The 17482-nt window shown below is 64.2% G+C and carries 13 protein-coding genes and 1 pseudogene; 8 read left to right on the forward strand and 6 right to left on the reverse strand.

The features are described from left to right. Nucleotides 1-65: 65 nt before the first annotated feature. The 3 genes from FBF36_RS09210 to FBF36_RS13485 form a co-directional block, all read right to left on the reverse strand. Nucleotides 66-2153, reverse strand: a complete 2088-nt coding sequence (locus FBF36_RS09210) for an ATP-dependent helicase (protein ID WP_138137414.1) — start codon at nt 2151-2153, stop codon at nt 66-68. A gap of 63 nt (nt 2154-2216) precedes the next feature. Beyond that, nucleotides 2217-3332, reverse strand: a complete 1116-nt coding sequence (nudC, locus tag FBF36_RS09215; RefSeq protein ID WP_138137416.1) for an NAD(+) diphosphatase — start codon at nt 3330-3332, stop codon at nt 2217-2219. A 127-nt stretch (nt 3333-3459) separates the two neighbouring features. Next, nucleotides 3460-5451, reverse strand: coding sequence for a PfkB family carbohydrate kinase (locus tag FBF36_RS13485; RefSeq protein WP_087944031.1), 1992 nt, complete (start codon nt 5449-5451; stop codon nt 3460-3462). A gap of 398 nt (nt 5452-5849) precedes the next feature. On the opposite strand from FBF36_RS13485, the gene FBF36_RS09230 reads away from it, so the two are divergent. The 5 genes from FBF36_RS09230 to FBF36_RS09250 all read left to right on the forward strand — a co-directional run bounded on the left by FBF36_RS09230 (nt 5850) and on the right by FBF36_RS09250 (nt 10902). Further along, nucleotides 5850-7079, forward strand: coding sequence for a cysteine desulfurase family protein (locus FBF36_RS09230; protein ID WP_138137420.1), 1230 nt, complete (start codon nt 5850-5852; stop codon nt 7077-7079). A gap of 142 nt (nt 7080-7221) precedes the next feature. After that, complete coding sequence (locus tag FBF36_RS09235) at nt 7222-8571, forward strand: sensor histidine kinase (RefSeq protein ID WP_009397898.1); 1350 nt, start codon at nt 7222-7224, stop codon at nt 8569-8571. 1 nt (nt 8572) lies between these two features. Beyond that, nucleotides 8573-9271, forward strand: a complete 699-nt coding sequence (locus tag FBF36_RS09240; RefSeq protein ID WP_009397897.1) for a response regulator transcription factor — start codon at nt 8573-8575, stop codon at nt 9269-9271. Between the two features lie 115 nt (nt 9272-9386). Beyond that, the gene (locus FBF36_RS09245; protein ID WP_009397896.1) at nt 9387-10433 is read left to right on the forward strand and encodes a DUF418 domain-containing protein; all 1047 of its coding nucleotides are present in this window, start codon (nt 9387-9389) and stop codon (nt 10431-10433) included. Between the two features lie 103 nt (nt 10434-10536). After that, a complete protein-coding gene (locus FBF36_RS09250) occupies nt 10537-10902 on the forward strand; it encodes a DUF5655 domain-containing protein (protein ID WP_009397895.1) in 366 nt (121 codons plus the stop codon). A 30-nt stretch (nt 10903-10932) separates the two neighbouring features. Here FBF36_RS09250 and FBF36_RS13280 read toward each other — a convergent pair whose 3' ends face one another. Beyond that, complete coding sequence (locus tag FBF36_RS13280) at nt 10933-11094, reverse strand: hypothetical protein (RefSeq protein WP_192575024.1); 162 nt, start codon at nt 11092-11094, stop codon at nt 10933-10935. Here FBF36_RS13280 and FBF36_RS13490 point away from each other — a divergent pair. Continuing rightward, nucleotides 11093-11479 (forward strand): transposase, encoded by a 387-nt coding sequence (locus tag FBF36_RS13490; protein WP_232272303.1) that lies wholly within the window; start codon nt 11093-11095, stop codon nt 11477-11479. The two genes, FBF36_RS13280 and FBF36_RS13490, sit on opposite strands and share 2 nt — an antisense overlap. Here FBF36_RS13490 and FBF36_RS09265 read toward each other — a convergent pair. Then, nucleotides 11430-13610 (reverse strand): RNA ligase, encoded by a 2181-nt coding sequence (locus FBF36_RS09265; protein WP_009397893.1) that lies wholly within the window; start codon nt 13608-13610, stop codon nt 11430-11432. The two genes, FBF36_RS13490 and FBF36_RS09265, sit on opposite strands and share 50 nt — an antisense overlap. Nucleotides 13611-13737: 127 nt before the next feature. Here FBF36_RS09265 and FBF36_RS13825 point away from each other — a divergent pair. Further along, nucleotides 13738-15331, forward strand: a pseudogene (locus FBF36_RS13825) (IS1634 family transposase). Between the two features lie 46 nt (nt 15332-15377). On the opposite strand, the gene FBF36_RS09275 reads toward FBF36_RS13825, so the two are convergent. Further along, entirely contained in the window at nt 15378-16121 is a 744-nt protein-coding gene (locus FBF36_RS09275) for a Fic family protein (RefSeq protein WP_009397888.1), read from the reverse strand. Nucleotides 16122-16255: 134 nt separating this feature from the next. On the opposite strand from FBF36_RS09275, the gene mnmA reads away from it, so the two are divergent. Next, nucleotides 16256-17377: a tRNA 2-thiouridine(34) synthase MnmA gene (mnmA, locus tag FBF36_RS09280; protein WP_138137422.1), complete on the forward strand. Its 1122-nt coding sequence runs from the start codon at nt 16256-16258 to the stop codon at nt 17375-17377. The last annotated feature ends 105 nt before the right edge of the window (nt 17378-17482 follow it).

Here is a 17482-nt window from a genome sequence, read left to right on the forward strand (position 1 = left end):
AGCGTCACCCCGAGTGCCTGTGCTCGCAGCTGTGAACGCCGTCGAGCGGGAGTGTCCCTGGCCGCTCAGTTCTCGGCCTCGAAGTCGCGCAGGAGGGCGAGGACCGGACCGCCGTAGTCCTGGAGCTTGGTGGCACCCACTCCGCGGATGAGGGAGAGCTGGGGCAGGCTGGTGGGTTTGACGACGGCGATGTCCCGCAGGGTGGCGTCGGCGAAGACCGTGTAGGCGGGCCTGGACCTCTCCTTGGCGATCTCGGAGCGCCAGGCCCGCAGCTCCTCGAACAGGGCGATGGTGCGGGGGTCGTTGTTGGCCTCGAAGTCGGCGGCGGACTGCCGGGAACGTTCCTTGGCGCTCTGGCGGCCCTGGCGCCGGGAGGCGTCTTTGGTTCCGTGGCCGGTGGGCCACAGGCCCTCCAGGAAGCGGGAGGGTTTGCGGGCGGCCCGCCCTCCGGCGTTGCGGGCTCGTGCGTAGGAGATGATGAGGTGCTCGCGCGCGCGGGTGACGCCCACGTAGAGCAGGCGCCGCTCCTCCTCGATGGCGGCCTGCCCCTCAGCCAGGGAGATCGGCAGCAGCCCCTCGCAGACACCGGCGAGGATGACGGCGTCCCACTCCAGGCCCTTGGCGGCGTGCAGGGAGGACAGGGTGACGCCCTCGACGGTGGGGGCGTTCTGGGCGTCGGCGCGCTCACGCAGCTCGGTGTGGAAGGCGTCGAGGTCGGCGCCGCGAGTCTGGGCCATCTCATCGGCCAGAGTCACCAGGGCGTTGAGGGCGTCCCACCGCTCGCGCACGGCTCCGCGAGGTGCGGGCGGCTCCTCGCTCCAGCCCTCGCGGGACAGGACGGTGCGTGCATCCTGGCTGAGGTCACCGGTCAGGGAGGCCTTCTCTGTGCGGGCCGCCCCGAGGATGACGGCCATGGCGCGTTTGACCTCCTCGCGCTCGAAGAAGCGCTCGCCGCCGCGCACGAGGTAGCCGATCTGGGCGCCGGCCAGGGCCTGCTCGAAGACCTCGGACTGGGAGTTGGTGCGGTACAGGATCGCGATCTCGCTCAGGGGGACCCCGGCGGCCTGCAGGCGGCGCACCTGGGCGACGGCGCCCTCGGCCTCGGCGATGTCGTCGTCGTAGGTCTCGAAGCGTACGGCGGGGCCACTGGGCCGCTGGGCGACCAGCTCGACGGCGCCGGCGGGCAGGTGCAGGCCGCCGCCTCCGCGCCGCGAGCGCGAGAGGACCCGGTTGGCCAGGGAGACGACCTGCGGGGTGGAGCGGTAGTCGCGGCTCAGGCGCACGGTGCGCGCGCCGTCGTAGCGGGTGGTGAAGCCGGTGAGGAACGCAGGCGTGGCCCCAGTGAAGGAGTAAATGGTCTGGGAGACGTCCCCCACCACGCACAGCTGGCGGCGTCGCCCCAGCCACAGGTCCAGCAGGCGCTGCTGGAGCGGGGAGACGTCCTGGTACTCGTCGACGACGAAGTGCTTGTACTGGCCTCGCACCTGGGCGGCGACGTCCTCGCGGTCCAGGAGGATCCCGATGGTCAGCAGGAGCACGTCCTCGAAGTCGATGACGCCGCGCTCGCTCTTGGCCTCCTCATAGAGGGACAGGACCTGGGCGACCGTGGCCGCCTCCTGCCCGGCCACGCCGGTGCGACCGGCGGCGACGGCGGCCTGGGCGTAGTCCTCGGGCAGGGTCATGGTGACCTTGGCCCACTCGACCTCGGCGGCCAGGTCCCGCACGGTGGCCCGGTCGGTGGACAGGCCCAGGCGGCGGGCGGCGGCACCGACCAGGGGCGCCTTGTGGGCCTGGATGTCGGGGCGGCGCCCGCCGATGGCGGTGGGCCAGAAGTAGGTGAGCTGGCGCAGGGCGGCGGCGTGGAAGGTGCGGGCCTGGACGCCGGGGACGCCGAGGTCGGCCAGGCGCGAACGCATCTCGCCGGCGGCGCGGGCGGTGAAGGTGACGGCCAGGACCTGGGTGGCCTGGTAGGCGCCGGTGGCCACGCCATGGGCGATGCGGTAGGTGATGGCCCGGGTCTTGCCGGTGCCCGCGCCGGCAAGGACGCACAGGGGTCCTTCGAGGTGCTCGGCGACCTCGCGCTGATCGGGGTCGAGGGCCTCCAGGAGCCTGGATGCGTCGAGAGGGGCGGGGTGGAGGGTGGTCGGGCTCATCGGGACCAGCCTGCCACGGGGCGGTGACAGGAATCGACGGCTGGTGACCCACGCCGGGTGGCGTCAGCTGACGATCGGGCCGCCGTACCAGTCCTCGATGAGGAGGCGGGCGATGGAGGTGGGGCCGGGCAGGAGGATGCTGCCGTCATCGGCGGCCGCGGTGAGCTCGTCACGGGAGACGAGGCGGGCCTCGACGACCTCCTGGCCGTCGGGGCGGGGCCGGTCCTCGCCGGCGGCCAGGCGGGCGCGGCAGCCGAGCATGAGGGAGCGCGGGAAGGGCCAGGGCTGGGAGGCGACATACTCGACATCGGCCACCCGCAGCCCGGTCTCCTCCCGCACCTCCCGGGCCACGGCCGCCTCAACGGACTCACCGGCCTCGACGAAGCCGGCCACGACCGAGTAGCGCCGGGGCGCCCAGGTGGCTCCGCGCACGAGGAGGAGGCGGTCGGAGGTGTCGGTGACCGTCATGATGACGGCCGGGTCGGTGCGTGGGAAGTGGACGGTGGCGCAGTCGGAGCACCGGCGGGCCCAGCCGGCCTCGATGATCTCGGTGCGTCCGCCGCAGCTCGGGCAGTAGGCGGAGCGGGCGTGCCAGGCGGCCAGGGCGGTGGCCGTGGTGGCCAGGCCGGCGTCGCGGGCCGTCATCTGGGCGCCCATGGCTCGCAGGGCGGAGAGCGGGTAGCGCTCCAGCAGGCGGCGCAGGTCGGGGTGGTCGACGGCGGTGCCCTCGGCGTCGGAGCCGGTGGCGGGCGGTTCGGGGGCGTCGGGGACCTCGAGGGCCTGGGGCACGACGACGGCGATCCAGCTGGGGCCGATGGAGGCTGCGTCGTCGGCGAGCTCGCGGCCCATGTAGAGGACGGTGAGGTCGGGGCAGCGGGTGGGGGCCGAGGCTCCGAGGTAGCCGACGCGCAGGTCGGGCAGGCCCCAGCCGCTGCGGGTGCCGGGGCCCTCCCAGGCTGTGGCGCCGGGGCTGCCGATGAGACTGGGCGGGGTGAGGCCGTCGTCGGGCAGGTCGGGGTGGATGGCGGGGCCGGTCAGGGCGACGCGGCCGCGGGCGTCGACCAGCAGCAGCCGGGTGTCGGGGTCGGCGGCGAGGCGCTCCAGCAGCCCGGGCTCGCTGCGTCGCTCGGCGTCGCGGTCGGTGGCGGAGCGGGACAGGGCGAGCTGGGAGGTGCGCATGGGGTCACTCTTCCATCCCGCAGCGGGAAGTGCACATGGACGCTAACCACCCGCAACTCGCAAGATGACTACAGACCTAGCAGCCAGCTCCAGGAATAAACCACTACATCACACCAAGCACCGGAAGCTACCTATTTTGAAATTCATCACATTCACTCAGCTCCAACACCTCCTCCCTACATAACATCAACCTTCTTGGGAGCTCCGCTAAAACCGGATGACACAAACGACCTACACCACCGGCAAAATATGCAAGAAAATAGAAGGAGATAGCCAACGAAAACACAGCGGAAAGCGCAGACGCCAGCCAAGCCCATTCATGCGATCCTTCAGCAGCATTAGCCACATGCCAAACAGCGACCCACGATCCCACACCTAACGGCATCCCATAAATCAATGCGAACACAAAATAGAGTGCCCGAAGCGGGCGGTCTAGCCATCTACGTCGATTAACATCGACAACTCTTTCATTTAGCATAAAGAACACATAAATAACCCTCATCACAGACACCCAAATAGTTATGAGAGTCGACGAAAACATTACAGCCAGAACTGTGACAACAGCCACAAAAACCCAGGAAGAAGGCGCTTCCTCTCGACCCCCGCCACCTCTCAGAACCCCCGCGATACAAATACCCCCAAGGAATAGTGACGAAATAGTCACTAGAATTCGATTCGTCAAAACAATCCAACGACTATACTCTCTACTTGGATATAGCTCCACAATATTTCCGAAACCATCACTATACACAGTAGACTCAAAGTTGCCGGAGTGCTTCTTATATTCTTCCCACAAGGCGTCCAACTCTTTTTTCTTTCTCTCAAACCGAGAGTTTATTTTCTCTACTACAGGCTCATGAACAACCGCAATCAGCACCCAGGGAGATCCTACGCAGAGCACACTAAAGCACACTCCCCCCAGCACCAGCACGCCGTCCGACCACGTCTTCGGATTAACCCACCAGATGAAATTCACTAAAACAACCAGGCAAAACAAAAACACCATAGCCAGCGCCACACACCAGGACTTCCGTGATTCAGCAAGAATGCGCCCCAATTTATCAGCAACAGAACCGAACTGAGAACTGGCTATCGCCGTAAGAGCAAGGACTCCCCCAACCAAGGCAAAGAGTTGACCTAAGTTCGAAAAATAAACACCTGGCCCCCATGAATCCCCCCAGTGACGCAGCGCAAGACATTTCTCTCGTTCCCGAAACTCTGCAACCCACGATAACACACCGCCACGATCAAACATAAACCACCCAGCAGGGACCAGCCCGAGGGCGAAAATCACCATCAGGAACTGCCACAGAACGTGGCCTTCAGATAGTCGAATCCGAGCTCGAATCACCCTACTCTTATCTTTATCACCCTCCCAGAATTTACATTTAGGAGCTTTTAATTTGCTATTTGTTTCACATTTCGATCTCGAACTCGACGATGACGGCGAAGAATGGTCGACCCCCCGGTTTATCGATGGAATCTGCGAAGTAAGGGCGAGCTCTAAGGATCGCTCCACGTTGCCAGTACTTACCAGGTGGTGGCTGAAGCAGCCGACGAAAGCGTCACCTGCGCTCGTGGTATCAAGTGTGACGTCAGGGGCCGCGGACAGGATCCGCTCGCCGGCACTGGAAATCCACAGGACGCCCTGCTCTCCGAGGATTACAATGACGTTATCGATATCGTTCTCGCGTATTGCGACGGCGGCCCTCCTAACGTCTTCAGGGGTGCTTGTCGACATGCGGGCAATCATAGCCAGCTCGGTGTTGTTAAGAACAATGTAGTCACAGCCGCGAATCCGCGCCAAATCGAGATGAGGGTCGACGGGAGCAGGGTTGAGCAGAACAGGGACATTGTACTTACGTCCCAAGGCGATCGCCTCATAGACAGTATTCAGGGGGATTTCGAGCTGCAAGACGATAAGTCGACAGGAGGCGATGTCTTCTTCTGCGTCATGTAGATCATCAGGTGAGAGGAGGCCATTGGCCTCTTTGTCTTCACATTCCCTGCGGGCTTCAAAGGTTTCCAGGGGCTTCCCCTGGCAGGACATAGGACGGAGGTAGGAAATAAGGCCGACCATGTTGGAGCCGATGACGGCAATGTCCATTTTTTTTCGCATATCGCATTCTCCGGGATTCAAATGAGGTACAGGGGGTGGAGATGGTGATCGGGTAAGATATGAAGCACTGGGAGGTAGGATGGGAACTGCCGGCTGGTGAAACTGGTGCGCTTGTCTCTTGAGTCTCGAGTTCAAGGCTAGATCTTGTTGCGCCGGTCCGTGAGCCGGAAGTATATTTCGGTGATGCGGCCGTCGGCCCGGAGGAGCGTGGGGATGGGACAGGAACCAGTGCCGGGGCTATGCCAGAGAGAAGACGCTCGTGTGGGATGACTCTGACGGCGAACCGGTTGAAGACTGCTGACATCTGTACGGGCCCACAGCCTTTTGCTTTCGGTACCTCGTGCGAGGATAGCGTGCGGGCCGCGATGGTCGCCAGCACCGCCGTCTAGGCTGGGGGCGTGCGCACCTACCTCGATCATGCCGCCTCGTCACCGGTCCGCCCGGAGGTCGCCCAGCAGGTCGCCGAGGACCTGGCCAGTGGGCTCGGGGGTTGGGCGAACCCGAGTGCGCAGCACACTGCGGGCCGGCGGGTGGGGGCGCTGCTGGCGCAGGCGCGTGCCCGTCTGGCGAGTGCCCTGGGGGTGGATGCCCATGAGGTGCTGCTGACCTCCGGTGGTACGGAGGCTGATGCCCTGGTGGTCTCGGGGCGTGCGCGAGCGGTTCCGGGCGGGCGGCTGGTGGTCTCCCCGATCGAGCATCCGGCGGTTCTGGACTCGGCGCGCACCGCCGTGGACCAGCTGGGGGCGGGGCTGAGCCTGTTGGAGGTGGACGGCGCGGGGCGGGTCGAGCTCGACTCGGTGGAGCGGGCGGTGGCGCCGGCGGGCAGTACCGACCACTCCCCCGCCTCCCTGGTCTCGGTCATGACGGCGAACAATGAGACCGGCGTGGTGCAGGACATGGCGGCGCTGGTGACGCGCGTGCGCGAAGCCAGCGGCAGCGGGCGCCCCGGGGAGGCCGGGTACGTGCCCGTCCACTCCGACGTGGTCGCAGCCCTGGGGAAGGTTCCCGTGGACTTCCACGGCTGGGGCCTGGATGCGATGAGTCTGAGCGGGCACAAGCTGGGGGCGCCGGTGGGCGCGGGAGCGCTGGTGGTTCGCCGCGACCTGGCGTTGACGCCGGCCACGGGCGGGGGCCGTCAGGAGCGGGGGCTCCGCTCGGGCACGCAGGACGTGGTGGCGGCCCGGGCACTGGCCCTGGCAGTGGAGCTGGCGGTCGCCGAGCAGGAGGAGCAGGAGGCTCGGCTGGCGACGCTGCGGCGTCGGATCCTTGAGGATGCCGGGGCGCTTCCGGGCGTTCACGCCACGTTGCCGGAAAGTGCCAATCATGTGGCCTCCACGGCGCACCTGTGGTTCGAGGAGGCCGACGCCGAGGCGCTGCTCATGGCCCTGGACCTGGCGGGGATTGATGCATCTGCGGGGTCGGCCTGCCACGCCGGGGTCACCCAGCCCAGTCACGTGCTCCTGGCGATGGGCTTCGAGGAGGGGCCGGCCCGCTCCACGCTGCGCTGCTCCCTGGGCCGGGAGACGAGCCCCGACGACGTCGAGCGCCTGCTCGCCGCGCTCCCCGCGGCTCTTGAGGGGGCCAGGCGCGCTTGGAAAGTGACGCACAAGCCGCATTGCGAAGGTTGATTGTTCGGGCTTCCGCTCCCCTCTTTGATGCATCCAGCCCCCTCGCCTCCAATAGGCCCTTAACGAGCTTGAGGAGGTAGCCGCAGTCATCGTCCTGGAGGAAGCGCAGAACCACCCAACGCTCTCTGCCATAGTGGGAAGCATGCTCGGGCAGAACAAACGCATTGTGATCTGTTGCGCGAAGGTCCTTGGTGTCGGCGCCCTGGCATGCGTCTCAACCGCGAGCACCTGGGCACTCACCAGCTCCTGGGGGATCACAGCGGGCGCTGCCCTGGCCCTCATCGTCCTGTACTGGTGCCGTAAGCACCCCGATGCCGTGCTCGGCACCCACCTTGTCCTGTGCGCGCTACAGCTTGTCGTTGTCGACTCCCCGCTTCCTGCGGACCTTGCGGTCGCTGCGTCCTTCTATGCGGTCGGCCGGCGGGGCAGGCGCGAGCTCACGCCTGTCTGGGCGGCTGCCGTCGTCGTCGGCGCGGCACTGGGCGCGTGGGACTGGAACCGGGATGAGTTGGGAGTCGTCCCGCTCTCCCTCTGGGCTCAGGACATGGCGCAGGCCTTTGTCACTCAGTTGTGCGTCGCCGTTGCCACCTGGGGGCTGGGCAGGTTGGTGACGCAGCGCGGCCAGCTGCGGGCCAGCCGCCAGGCGGCGCACGACGCCGCGCTGCGTAACGAGATCGCCCAGGAGGTTCACGACGTCGTCGGGCACGCCCTGGCACTGATCGCCGTGCAGGCCGAGGCGGGTCACTACCTGGCAGCCGGCTCGGATGACATCGACGTCCCCGCCGACGAGCGACTGGAGCAGGCCGCGCAGGCTCTCGGGCAGATCCGGACGACGGTGCGCTCGGCTCTGGCCGACACCCGCAGCCTCACCCGGACCCTGGCCTCTCCCCCACAACCGGGAGAACCACCAGGCGCTGCGGATTCCGCCGAGCCCGACGACGCCCGGGCCGCATCCCAGGTCACCGATAAAACACTGCGTCCGATCCCGCGGATCTCCGACCTGCCTGGGCTCATTGACGACGTTCGCACGACCGGTCTCACGGTCACCCTGTCAGTGGACGATCGGCTCATGAGCGAGGGCATGCAACCGAATGGCATCAACCTTCTCAGCGCGCAGGCGCAGCTCGCTCTCTACCGGACGGCTCAGGAGTCCTTGACCAATGTGCTCAAGCACGCTGAGGCAGCCTCGGTCGAGGTGCGACTGGAGTACCGTGACAGCGCGCCCGGCAAGGACGTGGTCCTGACCGTCGCCGACCACCCCGGCACGGCCGGCAGTGGGACCTCTCCCCCGGCGTTCGGCAGTCATCTCTCGCCTGAGCCGACTCCGGCACCCGTCGGCGGGGGCCAGGGGCTGGCCAACCTGCACCAACGCCTGGCGGTGGTCGGTGGATCCCTGAAGACGGGTCCCGGACCCGATGGGGGATTCATCGTGTGCGCCCGCATCCCCACCAAGTCCTCGCAGCCGACACCCGTCAACCCGAAGGTGAGCTGATATGACCCGACCGCTGCGCATCGCGCTGGTGGACGACCAGGACCTGGTTCGCTCCGGCTTCCGCATGATTCTGGATGCCCAGAAGGACATGTGTGTGGTCGGTCAGGCCTCCGACGGCGTCAGCGCCCTGGACATGGTCGAGGCCACTCACCCCGACATCGTCCTCATGGACATCAGGATGCCCACCTTGGACGGCATCTCCGCCACCCATGCGGTTCTGGGCAGCCATCCCGACCTCAAGGTACTCATCCTGACCACCTTCGACCTGGATGACTACCTTGTGGCAGCGATGCGGGCCGGGGCCTCGGGATTCCTGCTCAAGGACGCGACGGCGCCCGAGCTGCTGGCCGGGATCCGCGCCGTGGCAAGGGGAGACTCGGTGGTGGCACCATCGACCACACGCCGGCTGCTGAAGCAGTGGTTTGCGCCCTCTGGTCCTACCGGTCCGGGCGGACTCTCGGTGCGCAGAGCTGACGCCGTGCACACAGAGTCCATCGATGCTCTATCCGATCGGGAGAAGGAGATCGTCACGCTGGTCGGACGCGCCATGAGCAACACCGAGATCGCCCAGCACCTCGTCCTGGCCGAGTCAACGATCAAGTCCCACCTCAACCGGATCCTGCACAAGCTGGAGCTGCGTGACCGGGCCCAGCTCATTGTGCTGGCCTACGAGAGCGGACTCGTGCGCGTGGGTGGGTAACCCGGCACCGGTTGCGCGTCCCCGAGTTGGAAATCGCCCCGACACCTTGCAACCCCGGGTGGAAACTGGCCCCCATCGGTCACGATGACCGTCGTCGGGCTCTACGGTCGGCTCCATGAGTTCCAGCAACCGGTTCCATTTCCTCGACTCCTTGCGCGGCTTCGCCGTCGCAGGCATTCTCCTCGTCAACGCCGCAGATCTCATGTGCCTGGGACATGACGTCCCGGTCCGGCCCTTCCAAGCCGTCCCGCTGGCGGAGAACGTCCTGAACTTCCTGGTGGCGACCCGCTTCGTACCGATCTTCTCCTTCATGTTCGGAATGAGCATGGGGTTCGTCATCGATTCCGCGATCCGCCGGGGTGCCCCTGCATGGAAGATCCTGCTGCGCCGCCTGGCCGCGCTCCTGGTGATTGGGCTACTCCACTCGATCCTCTATCCCGGTGAGATCCTGCGCGACTACGCGGTTGCGGGAGCCATCCTCCTGCCATTCGCCCTCAAGGTCCCGCGCTCCGTGCGTCTGGTACTCGGTCTGCTGGCAACGGTCAGCGCCTACGCATTTACAGGAGGAGGGGCACTATCACTGCCCGGGCTGTTCCTTCTGGGATCGGCGGCCCAGGCCTACGGCCTTCCGGCACGGCTCGAGCACGCCGACCGTAGGATCGGGGCGGCGACGCTCGTATTCGCAGCCGCCAGCGCGGCCGCGATCCCCTGGCAGGCCGCCGAGGGCGGTGATCCCAGGTTCTTCACGGCGGGCGGAGTCGCCGGAGGACTCATGGCCTGTCTCTACGTCTGCCTTCTGGCGCTGCTCTGGCGCACCCCGGTGCGGCGGGCCCTGAGCGCGGTATTCGAGCCCCTGGGCCGCATGGCGCTGACCTGCTACGTCACCGCTTCCTTCGTCATGGTGCCGGCGGGAGTGCTGCTCGATTCGCGCTCCACCCATGACGTGATTCCCGGTCTCATCGTCGCTGCCGCGGTTCTGCCCCTCCAATGGGTGTTCTGCCGTCTTTGGCTCTCCCGGTTCGCCTACGGCCCCCTGGAGTGGGCGTGGCGATGCGTCACCTGGTGGCGGTGGGTTCCGTTGCGGCGCCAGCAGTCACAGCAGCCTGACAATCAGTCAAGCCCATACAGGTACGCTCGGTTACCGACGACCGGGGTAATGTAGACCCTGTACTCTGTATCTCAGGATCCCGACGTCCTCCCGTGCAGGAGAACAACGAAGAGACCGCCGCCCGTCGTACAGCACTGCTCGCGCCGAGGAGCACCGCATGCCAACCACCTCCAACAAGATGATCGGCGACTTCAGCGGCAAGCCGGCTTCGGCCGCCATGTACGCGGCAATCGAGTCCTACGCCCTCTCGCTCGGCTCCGTCACGAAGCACCTGACGGCCCAGGTGAGCTTCTCCGTCAACCGGAAGTTCCTGTGGGTCTGGGCCTATGAGCGGACGGGCGACGGCACCCTGTTCCTCAACGTGAGGCTCGATCGTCCCGTGGAGGATCCGCACTGCCACCACGTTGACCAGGTCAGTGCCAACAGGTGGAACCACCACGTCGTCGTCAAGACGATGGAGGCCGCGCAGAGTGACTGGCTCAGGGACCTCATTCGCGCCGGTCACGAGTTCGCCGCCCGGTGAGCACCCCTCACGGGTTCGAGAACCGCTCGTTCATTCCTCACCGGCGACGATCTCAACGAACCTGGCGAAGCGCGCGTAGTAGTCGTCCTGGAGGGACCTGAAGATCTCTCGCAGGAACCCCGGCTCCTCAGGGGGTCGGCAAAGTCGGTGGATGAGGGTGTCTGGGCCGTCCCGGGTCTGCTCACTACCCATGGAGCAAGCCCAGCCCGAGCAGGTTGCCACCTGGGTCCAAGGGCACTGGGGAATCGAGAAGCAGCTCCACTGGATCAGAGACGTCATCTTCGACGCGGACCGCCACCAGCTGCGCACCCGCAACGGCCCCGAGATCATAGCCGCACTACGCAACCTGACCACCCGGCCTCATCCGCCTCTTCCACACCACCAGATCCCTATCAAGACGACCCACACGAGCCATCAGACTACTCACCCAACCAATCCCCTAAACCGAGTTTACCGACCTCTTGTGGAGGACGGCGTGTCGTTTTCATGCTTCTATTATACTCGGAAGGGCAAGGTTGGTAATGCGGCTATACGGCTTTTTCTTGCTCACGTTGCCAGCGGTGACGAACATCGATAATAGACATCTGAGCCAACACGTCAGTAGGGATGCCCTGCATATAGGCAATGACACGCGCTTCGTACTCAGGATATGGGTAGGCAGCGGCACGCTTTGGCCTGCGCCCCTCCTTAAGTCCATCAAGCACACCACGCATCCGCTTCCAAAATGAGTAATAATCGAGTTTGGTTTTGACCTGCCAATGCTGAGCATCCTCTATTACAAAGCCCTCGATTGGTACACCGTCATACAAATAGTCAAGCCCCTGCACCTGCTCATACCAGGCCGCAAACTCCTCCCACGTTTGGAACGTCGCCGCAAGCCGCTTGGTTTCCATACCAAGCATAGCCGCAAATCGCTCACGCTCAACTTGGTCAACAGCGGCAAATTCCGCCTGGCGATGCACTATGTCGAGCAAAACAATCCGGTCTTGTACATACTCAATGATGTGTGGATCCTCTGTCGGAAGCATTACTTCACAGACCAAACATGCATTATGCTCGGCAAGATACTGACGAATCACATCAACATGCTCGCCATAGCTCTGTAAAAACAGATGGCGAAACCACTCGGCAAATTCACTCTCCGTTGTTGTTTTCGACGCAAAGACGAGGTCACCCAGTGTCGCATCATAGCCTACCAAGCCAAGATAACCATTCTCCTTCACCCAGGCGCGCACTGGAAAGACAAGTTGATCTTTGAGCGCAGAAAATTCAGTTTCTCGTCGCTCACCAATATTGAAGAACTTGTCATAGGCGCGAATTACAATCTCGTTCGTCAGTGTATTCATGAATAGTCCACGAGCTCGCACTGTTTGCGCTGTCCATTTTTTGTCATAAAACACCTTTGGTTTAAAGTGAAATGAGCTAATATTGCCCGGCAGTGACCGCTCACCAATCAGTTTATTGGCACGCAGACCATGGATGAGCGGTGCGTTTTCCGGATGGAGGATGCCTTCAGCCGACTGGTTGCTTACCTCAACGACCGACCAACCCTCCTCGGCAAGCTGAGCAACCCGTAGCGTGCCACCAAACTCCACTTTGCCCTCGAGATTAAAGCACCGCTGATTATACTGCGCTGGATAATTCTGAGCGTTGCGATGGCCATGCACTTGATAGACATTATCAGGGGTATGGGCAACAAAAGCATCGTCAATAGCACCAACCTGCTCATAGCGTCCCACACCACGAATATACTGCTGGCTGGCAAGCAGCAAAGGACTCTCCGGTAGATTACTCATTCCCGCATGACTCACAAATACTTGTTTATCATTCCATGTGTAGTAGAGAAAATCTTGCATGGAGTTCATCAAGCGACTGACAACACGCTTGTCTATATTGGCACGCTCTAACTGCGCTCGAGTTCGGCCATTAAACTCTCGCGCTCTTATAGGTTGGCGATTAAGCCACTGCCAAATATAGCCATCATGGTTACCCTCAATAAACGTCACATTCGGCCTGTCGACAAAATTATCGCACACATACTGCAATACTTCTGCATTCTCTGTGCCACGATCGAGCAGATCACCTGTAAAGATATAATAATCGTGCTCGACATAGGGGTGCTGCTCAAAATATTCACGCAGTGGCGTATAGCATCCTTGGATATCACCAATATGGTGAATATGCTCATACTGACTCAAATTGATCGGTTGCTGATATGACGTGATAATCTCTTTTACTTCCGCTGGCTGTATGACAGTGTATCGTTTTGGTATAGCACACGTGGAGAGGCGAGCGTGCATCTTCTCGAGAACTGCATCATCGACTACCTTATGTAGTGCACGCTGACGATTACGCTCCAGACAAACCTTGAGAGGCACATCCGCAAAATCTATAACGTACAGCTTGTAGCGATACTTTCGCGCAAGCCGAGCATACTGCTGAAAGTACGAGCTCGTTGTATGTGTTGCATCAACCACAATGAACTCACCACGAGCCATCCGCATGTCAAGCAACTCATGAAGTTGTTGCCACACCCGCCGATCATCCCGATATGGCATAACGATACGTCCTGCGTCATTCATCACCGGGCCACTATATGCTAGGCGCAGAGCATCAGGAGATAGTGTATATGGGTCAAGTCCAGCAGATTGCAAAAAGGCACTTTTGCCAGACCCAGGAATTCCACGTGTAATAAAAAGGTGGCGCATATTCTCTCCCTTTGTAGTGTCGTTTTCGAGATTTCACTTAACTACACCTTTTATAGCATATCAGAACATTGCGCAAACACCAATTACGTATTTCAGTTTTGTGCCTGGCTCATGATGGTGCGGTGGTATGAGCCCGTTTCTGCGTAAGGTCAGGACCTCCTCGGGGGCGACGGCGGTGCAGATCGCGGTCAAGGAGGACGGCGTGCGCCGGATCGTGGAGCACCTGGGCTCAGCCCATAACAAGACCGAGGTGGCGGCCCTGCTGGAGGTCGGGCGGCAGAAGATGGCCGCCTGGCAGGGCCAGGGGCTGCTGGACCTGGAGTCCCTGGAACCAGCAGCGGGACGAACCGGCCTGGTAGGCGCAACGGTGGAGTCCAAGCGCTCGGGCCTGCTGTGGGACGTTCTGCACGGGGTCTACGCCCGTCTGGGACTGAGGAACGCTACTGGGGGTGATCGGGCGTTTGAGCAGATGGTCGTCGCGCGCTTGGTCGAGCCGACCACCTGCAAGGCCGACACCCCCAGAGTCCTGTCCGAGATCGGCTGGCCAGCCCCGGCCCACCGCAACACCCTGCAAGCCTGCCTGGCCCGGGCCCAAGAGCGGGGCTACCGCCAGGCGATCTCTCAGGCCCTGTTCGATCACGTCACCGCCGGTGGGGGTCTGGCCCTGTGCCTGCAGGCGTGACCACCTTGTACTTTGAGGCCGAGCGTGAGGATGATCTGCGGCGGGTGGGTTACTCCAAGGAGCGGAGGGTCGACCCCCAGATCATCGTCGGGCTGCTGGTCGACCGGGCCGGTTTTCCTCTCCAGGTCGGATACTGGGAGGGGAACAAGGCCGAGACCACCACGATCATCCCCATCGTGGAGGCCTTCCAGGCCGCCCACGGCATCGCCGAGCTCGTGGTGGTCGCCGACGCAGGCATGCTCTCAGCGGCCAACCTGACGGCCCTGGACGACGCTCGGCTGCGGTTCATCGCCTGGGGCCCGACAGGTCCGCGCCCCCGGGGATCTGGAGGCGCACTTCCGCTGGAAAGGCGACGCCCCCGCCGACGGGCAGGTCATCGACACCATCACCCCCAGGAGGGGCTCGCGGAGCCAGCGTGACGTCAGCAGGCGCCATGAGCCGGTGTGGGACCCGCACACCCATCCAGGCTCGTGGAGGGCGGTGTGGGCATACTCCAAGCGCCGCGCGGCCCGGGACAACCAGACTCTGACCGCTCAAGCCAATCGCGCCCGGGCCATCCGTCGCCGGTGAGAAGCGTCCCAAGGGCACGCGTTTTGTCACCGTCCACGCCGGTGACGCCACCCTGGACGAGGCCTCCCTGGCCAGAGCCCGGTCCCTGGTCGGCCTCAAGGGCTACGTCACCTTTCGTCCCCGCGCATCTGATGGACGCCGGCGATGTCATCTCCTCCTACCACGAGCTGTGGCACGCCCGGGCAGTCCTTCGCCGATGAGCAAGCACGACCTGAGGGCCCGCCCGGTCTTCCACCACACCCGAGACGCCACCTGGGCCCACCTGACCGTGGTCATGGCCTCCCTGGCCGTAGCCGGCTACCTCCAGGAGGCCACCGGGATCAGCATCAAACGCGTCATCCGCGCCCTCAAACCCCTCCAAGACGTCACCATCAACCTCAACGGCCACCACCTCACAGCCGCACCGCGTCTGACCGACGCCGCCAACGACATCCTCACCACCCCGAGCACCCCACCCCCGGCGCACTAAGCGTCATGAGTCAGGAGCGCCCCTCACGGGTTCGAGGACCGCTCGTTCATTCCTCACCGGCGACGATCTCAACGAACCTGGCGAAGCGCGCGTAGTAGTCGTCCTGGAGGGACCGGAAGGTCTCCCGCAGGAACCCCGGCTCCTGCTCGTACTCGCTCAGGCCGCGGTAGTAGAAAGCCTTGGTCGAGTCGAGCACGATGAACGGCATGATGCCGTTGTCCAGGCACTGCTGGAACATGAGGATCCGCCCCACCCGACCGTTGCCGTCCTGGAAGGGGTGGATGACCTCAAAGCGGTAGTGGAAGTCGGCGATGTCATCAAAGGTCATGCTCGCCGGGGTGCGCGCGATGAGATCGTCGATGGCGAGCGCGACATGTTCGGGCGCCACGGTCTCGCGTCCGCCCACCACGTTGGGAAGGCGCTTGTAGTCCCCGACGGCGAACGAAGGCCGCCGTGCATCTGCGGTCCCCTGTTTGAGAACTCGGTGGTAGTCCTTCATCGTCTCAGCGGTGATCGGCTCGCCGAGGCGGTCGATCATCTCATCGAACAGCTCGAAGGAGTTGACCGCCTCCACGACGTCATCAACGAGGACGTTCTCTCCCGTAATGGTGCGGGTCTCGTAAATGAACCGGGTCTGCTCCTCATCGAGCCGGCTGCCCTCGATACGGTTGGAGTTGTACGCCATGAGCACCTGGTTGAGGTGGTACAAGCCGCCCTTCATCCGCGTGCGGCGCTGATCGCGCAGGGTCCGGGCGAAGCTGCGGGCGTCAATGGCGTACTCGTCGGTCATCGGGCTCCTTCATCTGGGATAAATATATCCCAGCGGCAACTACCTCACTGTCCCCTGCTCCCCACCACCGTCAACCTGCGGTAGCCTGCCACGGCCCGTAGCAACGGCTACCCGTCTGCCTGAAGGAGACCCTCGTGCGCGTTCTGGCCGCCCTGTCCGGCGGAGTCGACTCCGCCGTGGCCGCGGCGCGCGCCGTCGACGCCGGTCACGAGGTCGTGGGCGTCCACATGGCCCTGACCCGCAACCGGACCCAGACCCGCTCGGGCTCGCGCGGCTGCTGCTCCATCGAGGACTCCGCCGACGCCCGTTGGGCCGCCCAGATCCTGGGCATCCCCTTCTACGTGTGGGACCTGTCCGAGGAGTTCGAGGAGCGCGTCGTGGCCGACTTCCTCGACGAGTACCGCGCCGGGCGCACCCCCAACCCCTGCGTGCGCTGCAACGAGCGCGTCAAGTTCGACGCCCTGCTCGAGCGCGCCCTGGCCCTGGGATTCGACGCCGTCGCCACCGGCCACTACGCCCGCCTCACCGGCGGTGCCGCCTCCAGTCGCCCAGGCGAGACCACCGGCCTAACACTGCGCCGCGCCGCCGACGCAGCTAAAGACCAGTCCTACGTCCTGGCGGTCTCCGGCCGCGACGGCTTGTCCCGCGCCCTCTTCCCACTCGGTGACGCCCCCTCCAAGGCAGATGTACGCGCCGAAGCAGAGCGACGCGGCCTCCCGGTGGCCTCCAAGCCCGACTCCTACGACATCTGCTTCGTCGCCGACGGCGACACCCGCGGCTTCCTCACCCGCAGCCTCGGCGTTCACGAAGGCACCCTGGTCTCCCCCGACGGCGACGTCCTCGGCACCCACGACGGCTACTTCGGCTTCACAGTCGGCCAGCGCAAAGGCCTGGGCCTGACCCGCCCGGCCCCCGACGGACGGCCCCGCTACGTCATCGAGACCCGGCCCTCCACCAACGAAGTCGTCGTCGGCCCCGAAGAACTGCTCAGCCGCAAGAGCGTCGACGGCAACAACCTCATCCTCCTGGCCGACCCCCTCCCCCTCAACGACGGCGACCTCGGCTGGCAGGACGTGACCATCCAGGTGCGCGCCCACGGACGCCCCCTCCCCGCTGACGTTGCCGTCGATGTCGAGACCGGAACGCTGCGGGCCAAGTTGCACCACCCTTTGCGAGGCCTGGCGGCCGGCCAATCCGTCGTCGTCTACGGCGGCGACTCCGGTGACCAGGTACTGGCTCAGGCAACCGTGGCCTGAGCTGCGCGTCGCAGGACGGGGGCGCTCAGCCGACGATCCCCTGCCTGCCAGCACGAAGGAAAGGCGCGGCCGCACGACTGGTGCGCCGCCCCGGCATCAGCAGAA

Origin of the sequence: Actinomyces sp. oral taxon 171 str. F0337, assembly GCF_005696555.1 — a bacterium.
GTDB classification, from domain to species: Bacteria; Actinomycetota; Actinomycetes; order Actinomycetales; family Actinomycetaceae; genus Actinomyces; species Actinomyces oris_E.

Excerpts from the sequence above, each read along its gene's own strand:
- FBF36_RS13485 (WP_087944031.1), bottom strand. The coding sequence starts at position 5,451 with ATGCGAAAAAAAATGGACATTGCCGTCATCGGCTCCAACATGGTCGGC.
- FBF36_RS09235 (WP_009397898.1), top strand. The coding sequence starts at position 7,222 with ATGCTCGGGCAGAACAAACGCATTGTGATCTGTTGCGCGAAGGTCCTT.
- nudC (WP_138137416.1), bottom strand. The coding sequence starts at position 3,332 with ATGCGCACCTCCCAGCTCGCCCTGTCCCGCTCCGCCACCGACCGCGAC.
- FBF36_RS13280 (WP_192575024.1), bottom strand. The coding sequence starts at position 11,094 with ATGGGTAGTGAGCAGACCCGGGACGGCCCAGACACCCTCATCCACCGA.
- FBF36_RS09245 (WP_009397896.1), top strand. The coding sequence starts at position 9,387 with ATGAGTTCCAGCAACCGGTTCCATTTCCTCGACTCCTTGCGCGGCTTC.
- FBF36_RS09250 (WP_009397895.1), top strand. The coding sequence starts at position 10,537 with ATGCCAACCACCTCCAACAAGATGATCGGCGACTTCAGCGGCAAGCCG.
- FBF36_RS09210 (WP_138137414.1), bottom strand. The coding sequence starts at position 2,153 with ATGAGCCCGACCACCCTCCACCCCGCCCCTCTCGACGCATCCAGGCTC.
- FBF36_RS09265 (WP_009397893.1), bottom strand. The coding sequence starts at position 13,610 with ATGCGCCACCTTTTTATTACACGTGGAATTCCTGGGTCTGGCAAAAGT.
- FBF36_RS09240 (WP_009397897.1), top strand. The coding sequence starts at position 8,573 with ATGACCCGACCGCTGCGCATCGCGCTGGTGGACGACCAGGACCTGGTT.
- FBF36_RS09275 (WP_009397888.1), bottom strand. The coding sequence starts at position 16,121 with ATGACCGACGAGTACGCCATTGACGCCCGCAGCTTCGCCCGGACCCTG.
- FBF36_RS13490 (WP_232272303.1), top strand. The coding sequence starts at position 11,093 with ATGGAGCAAGCCCAGCCCGAGCAGGTTGCCACCTGGGTCCAAGGGCAC.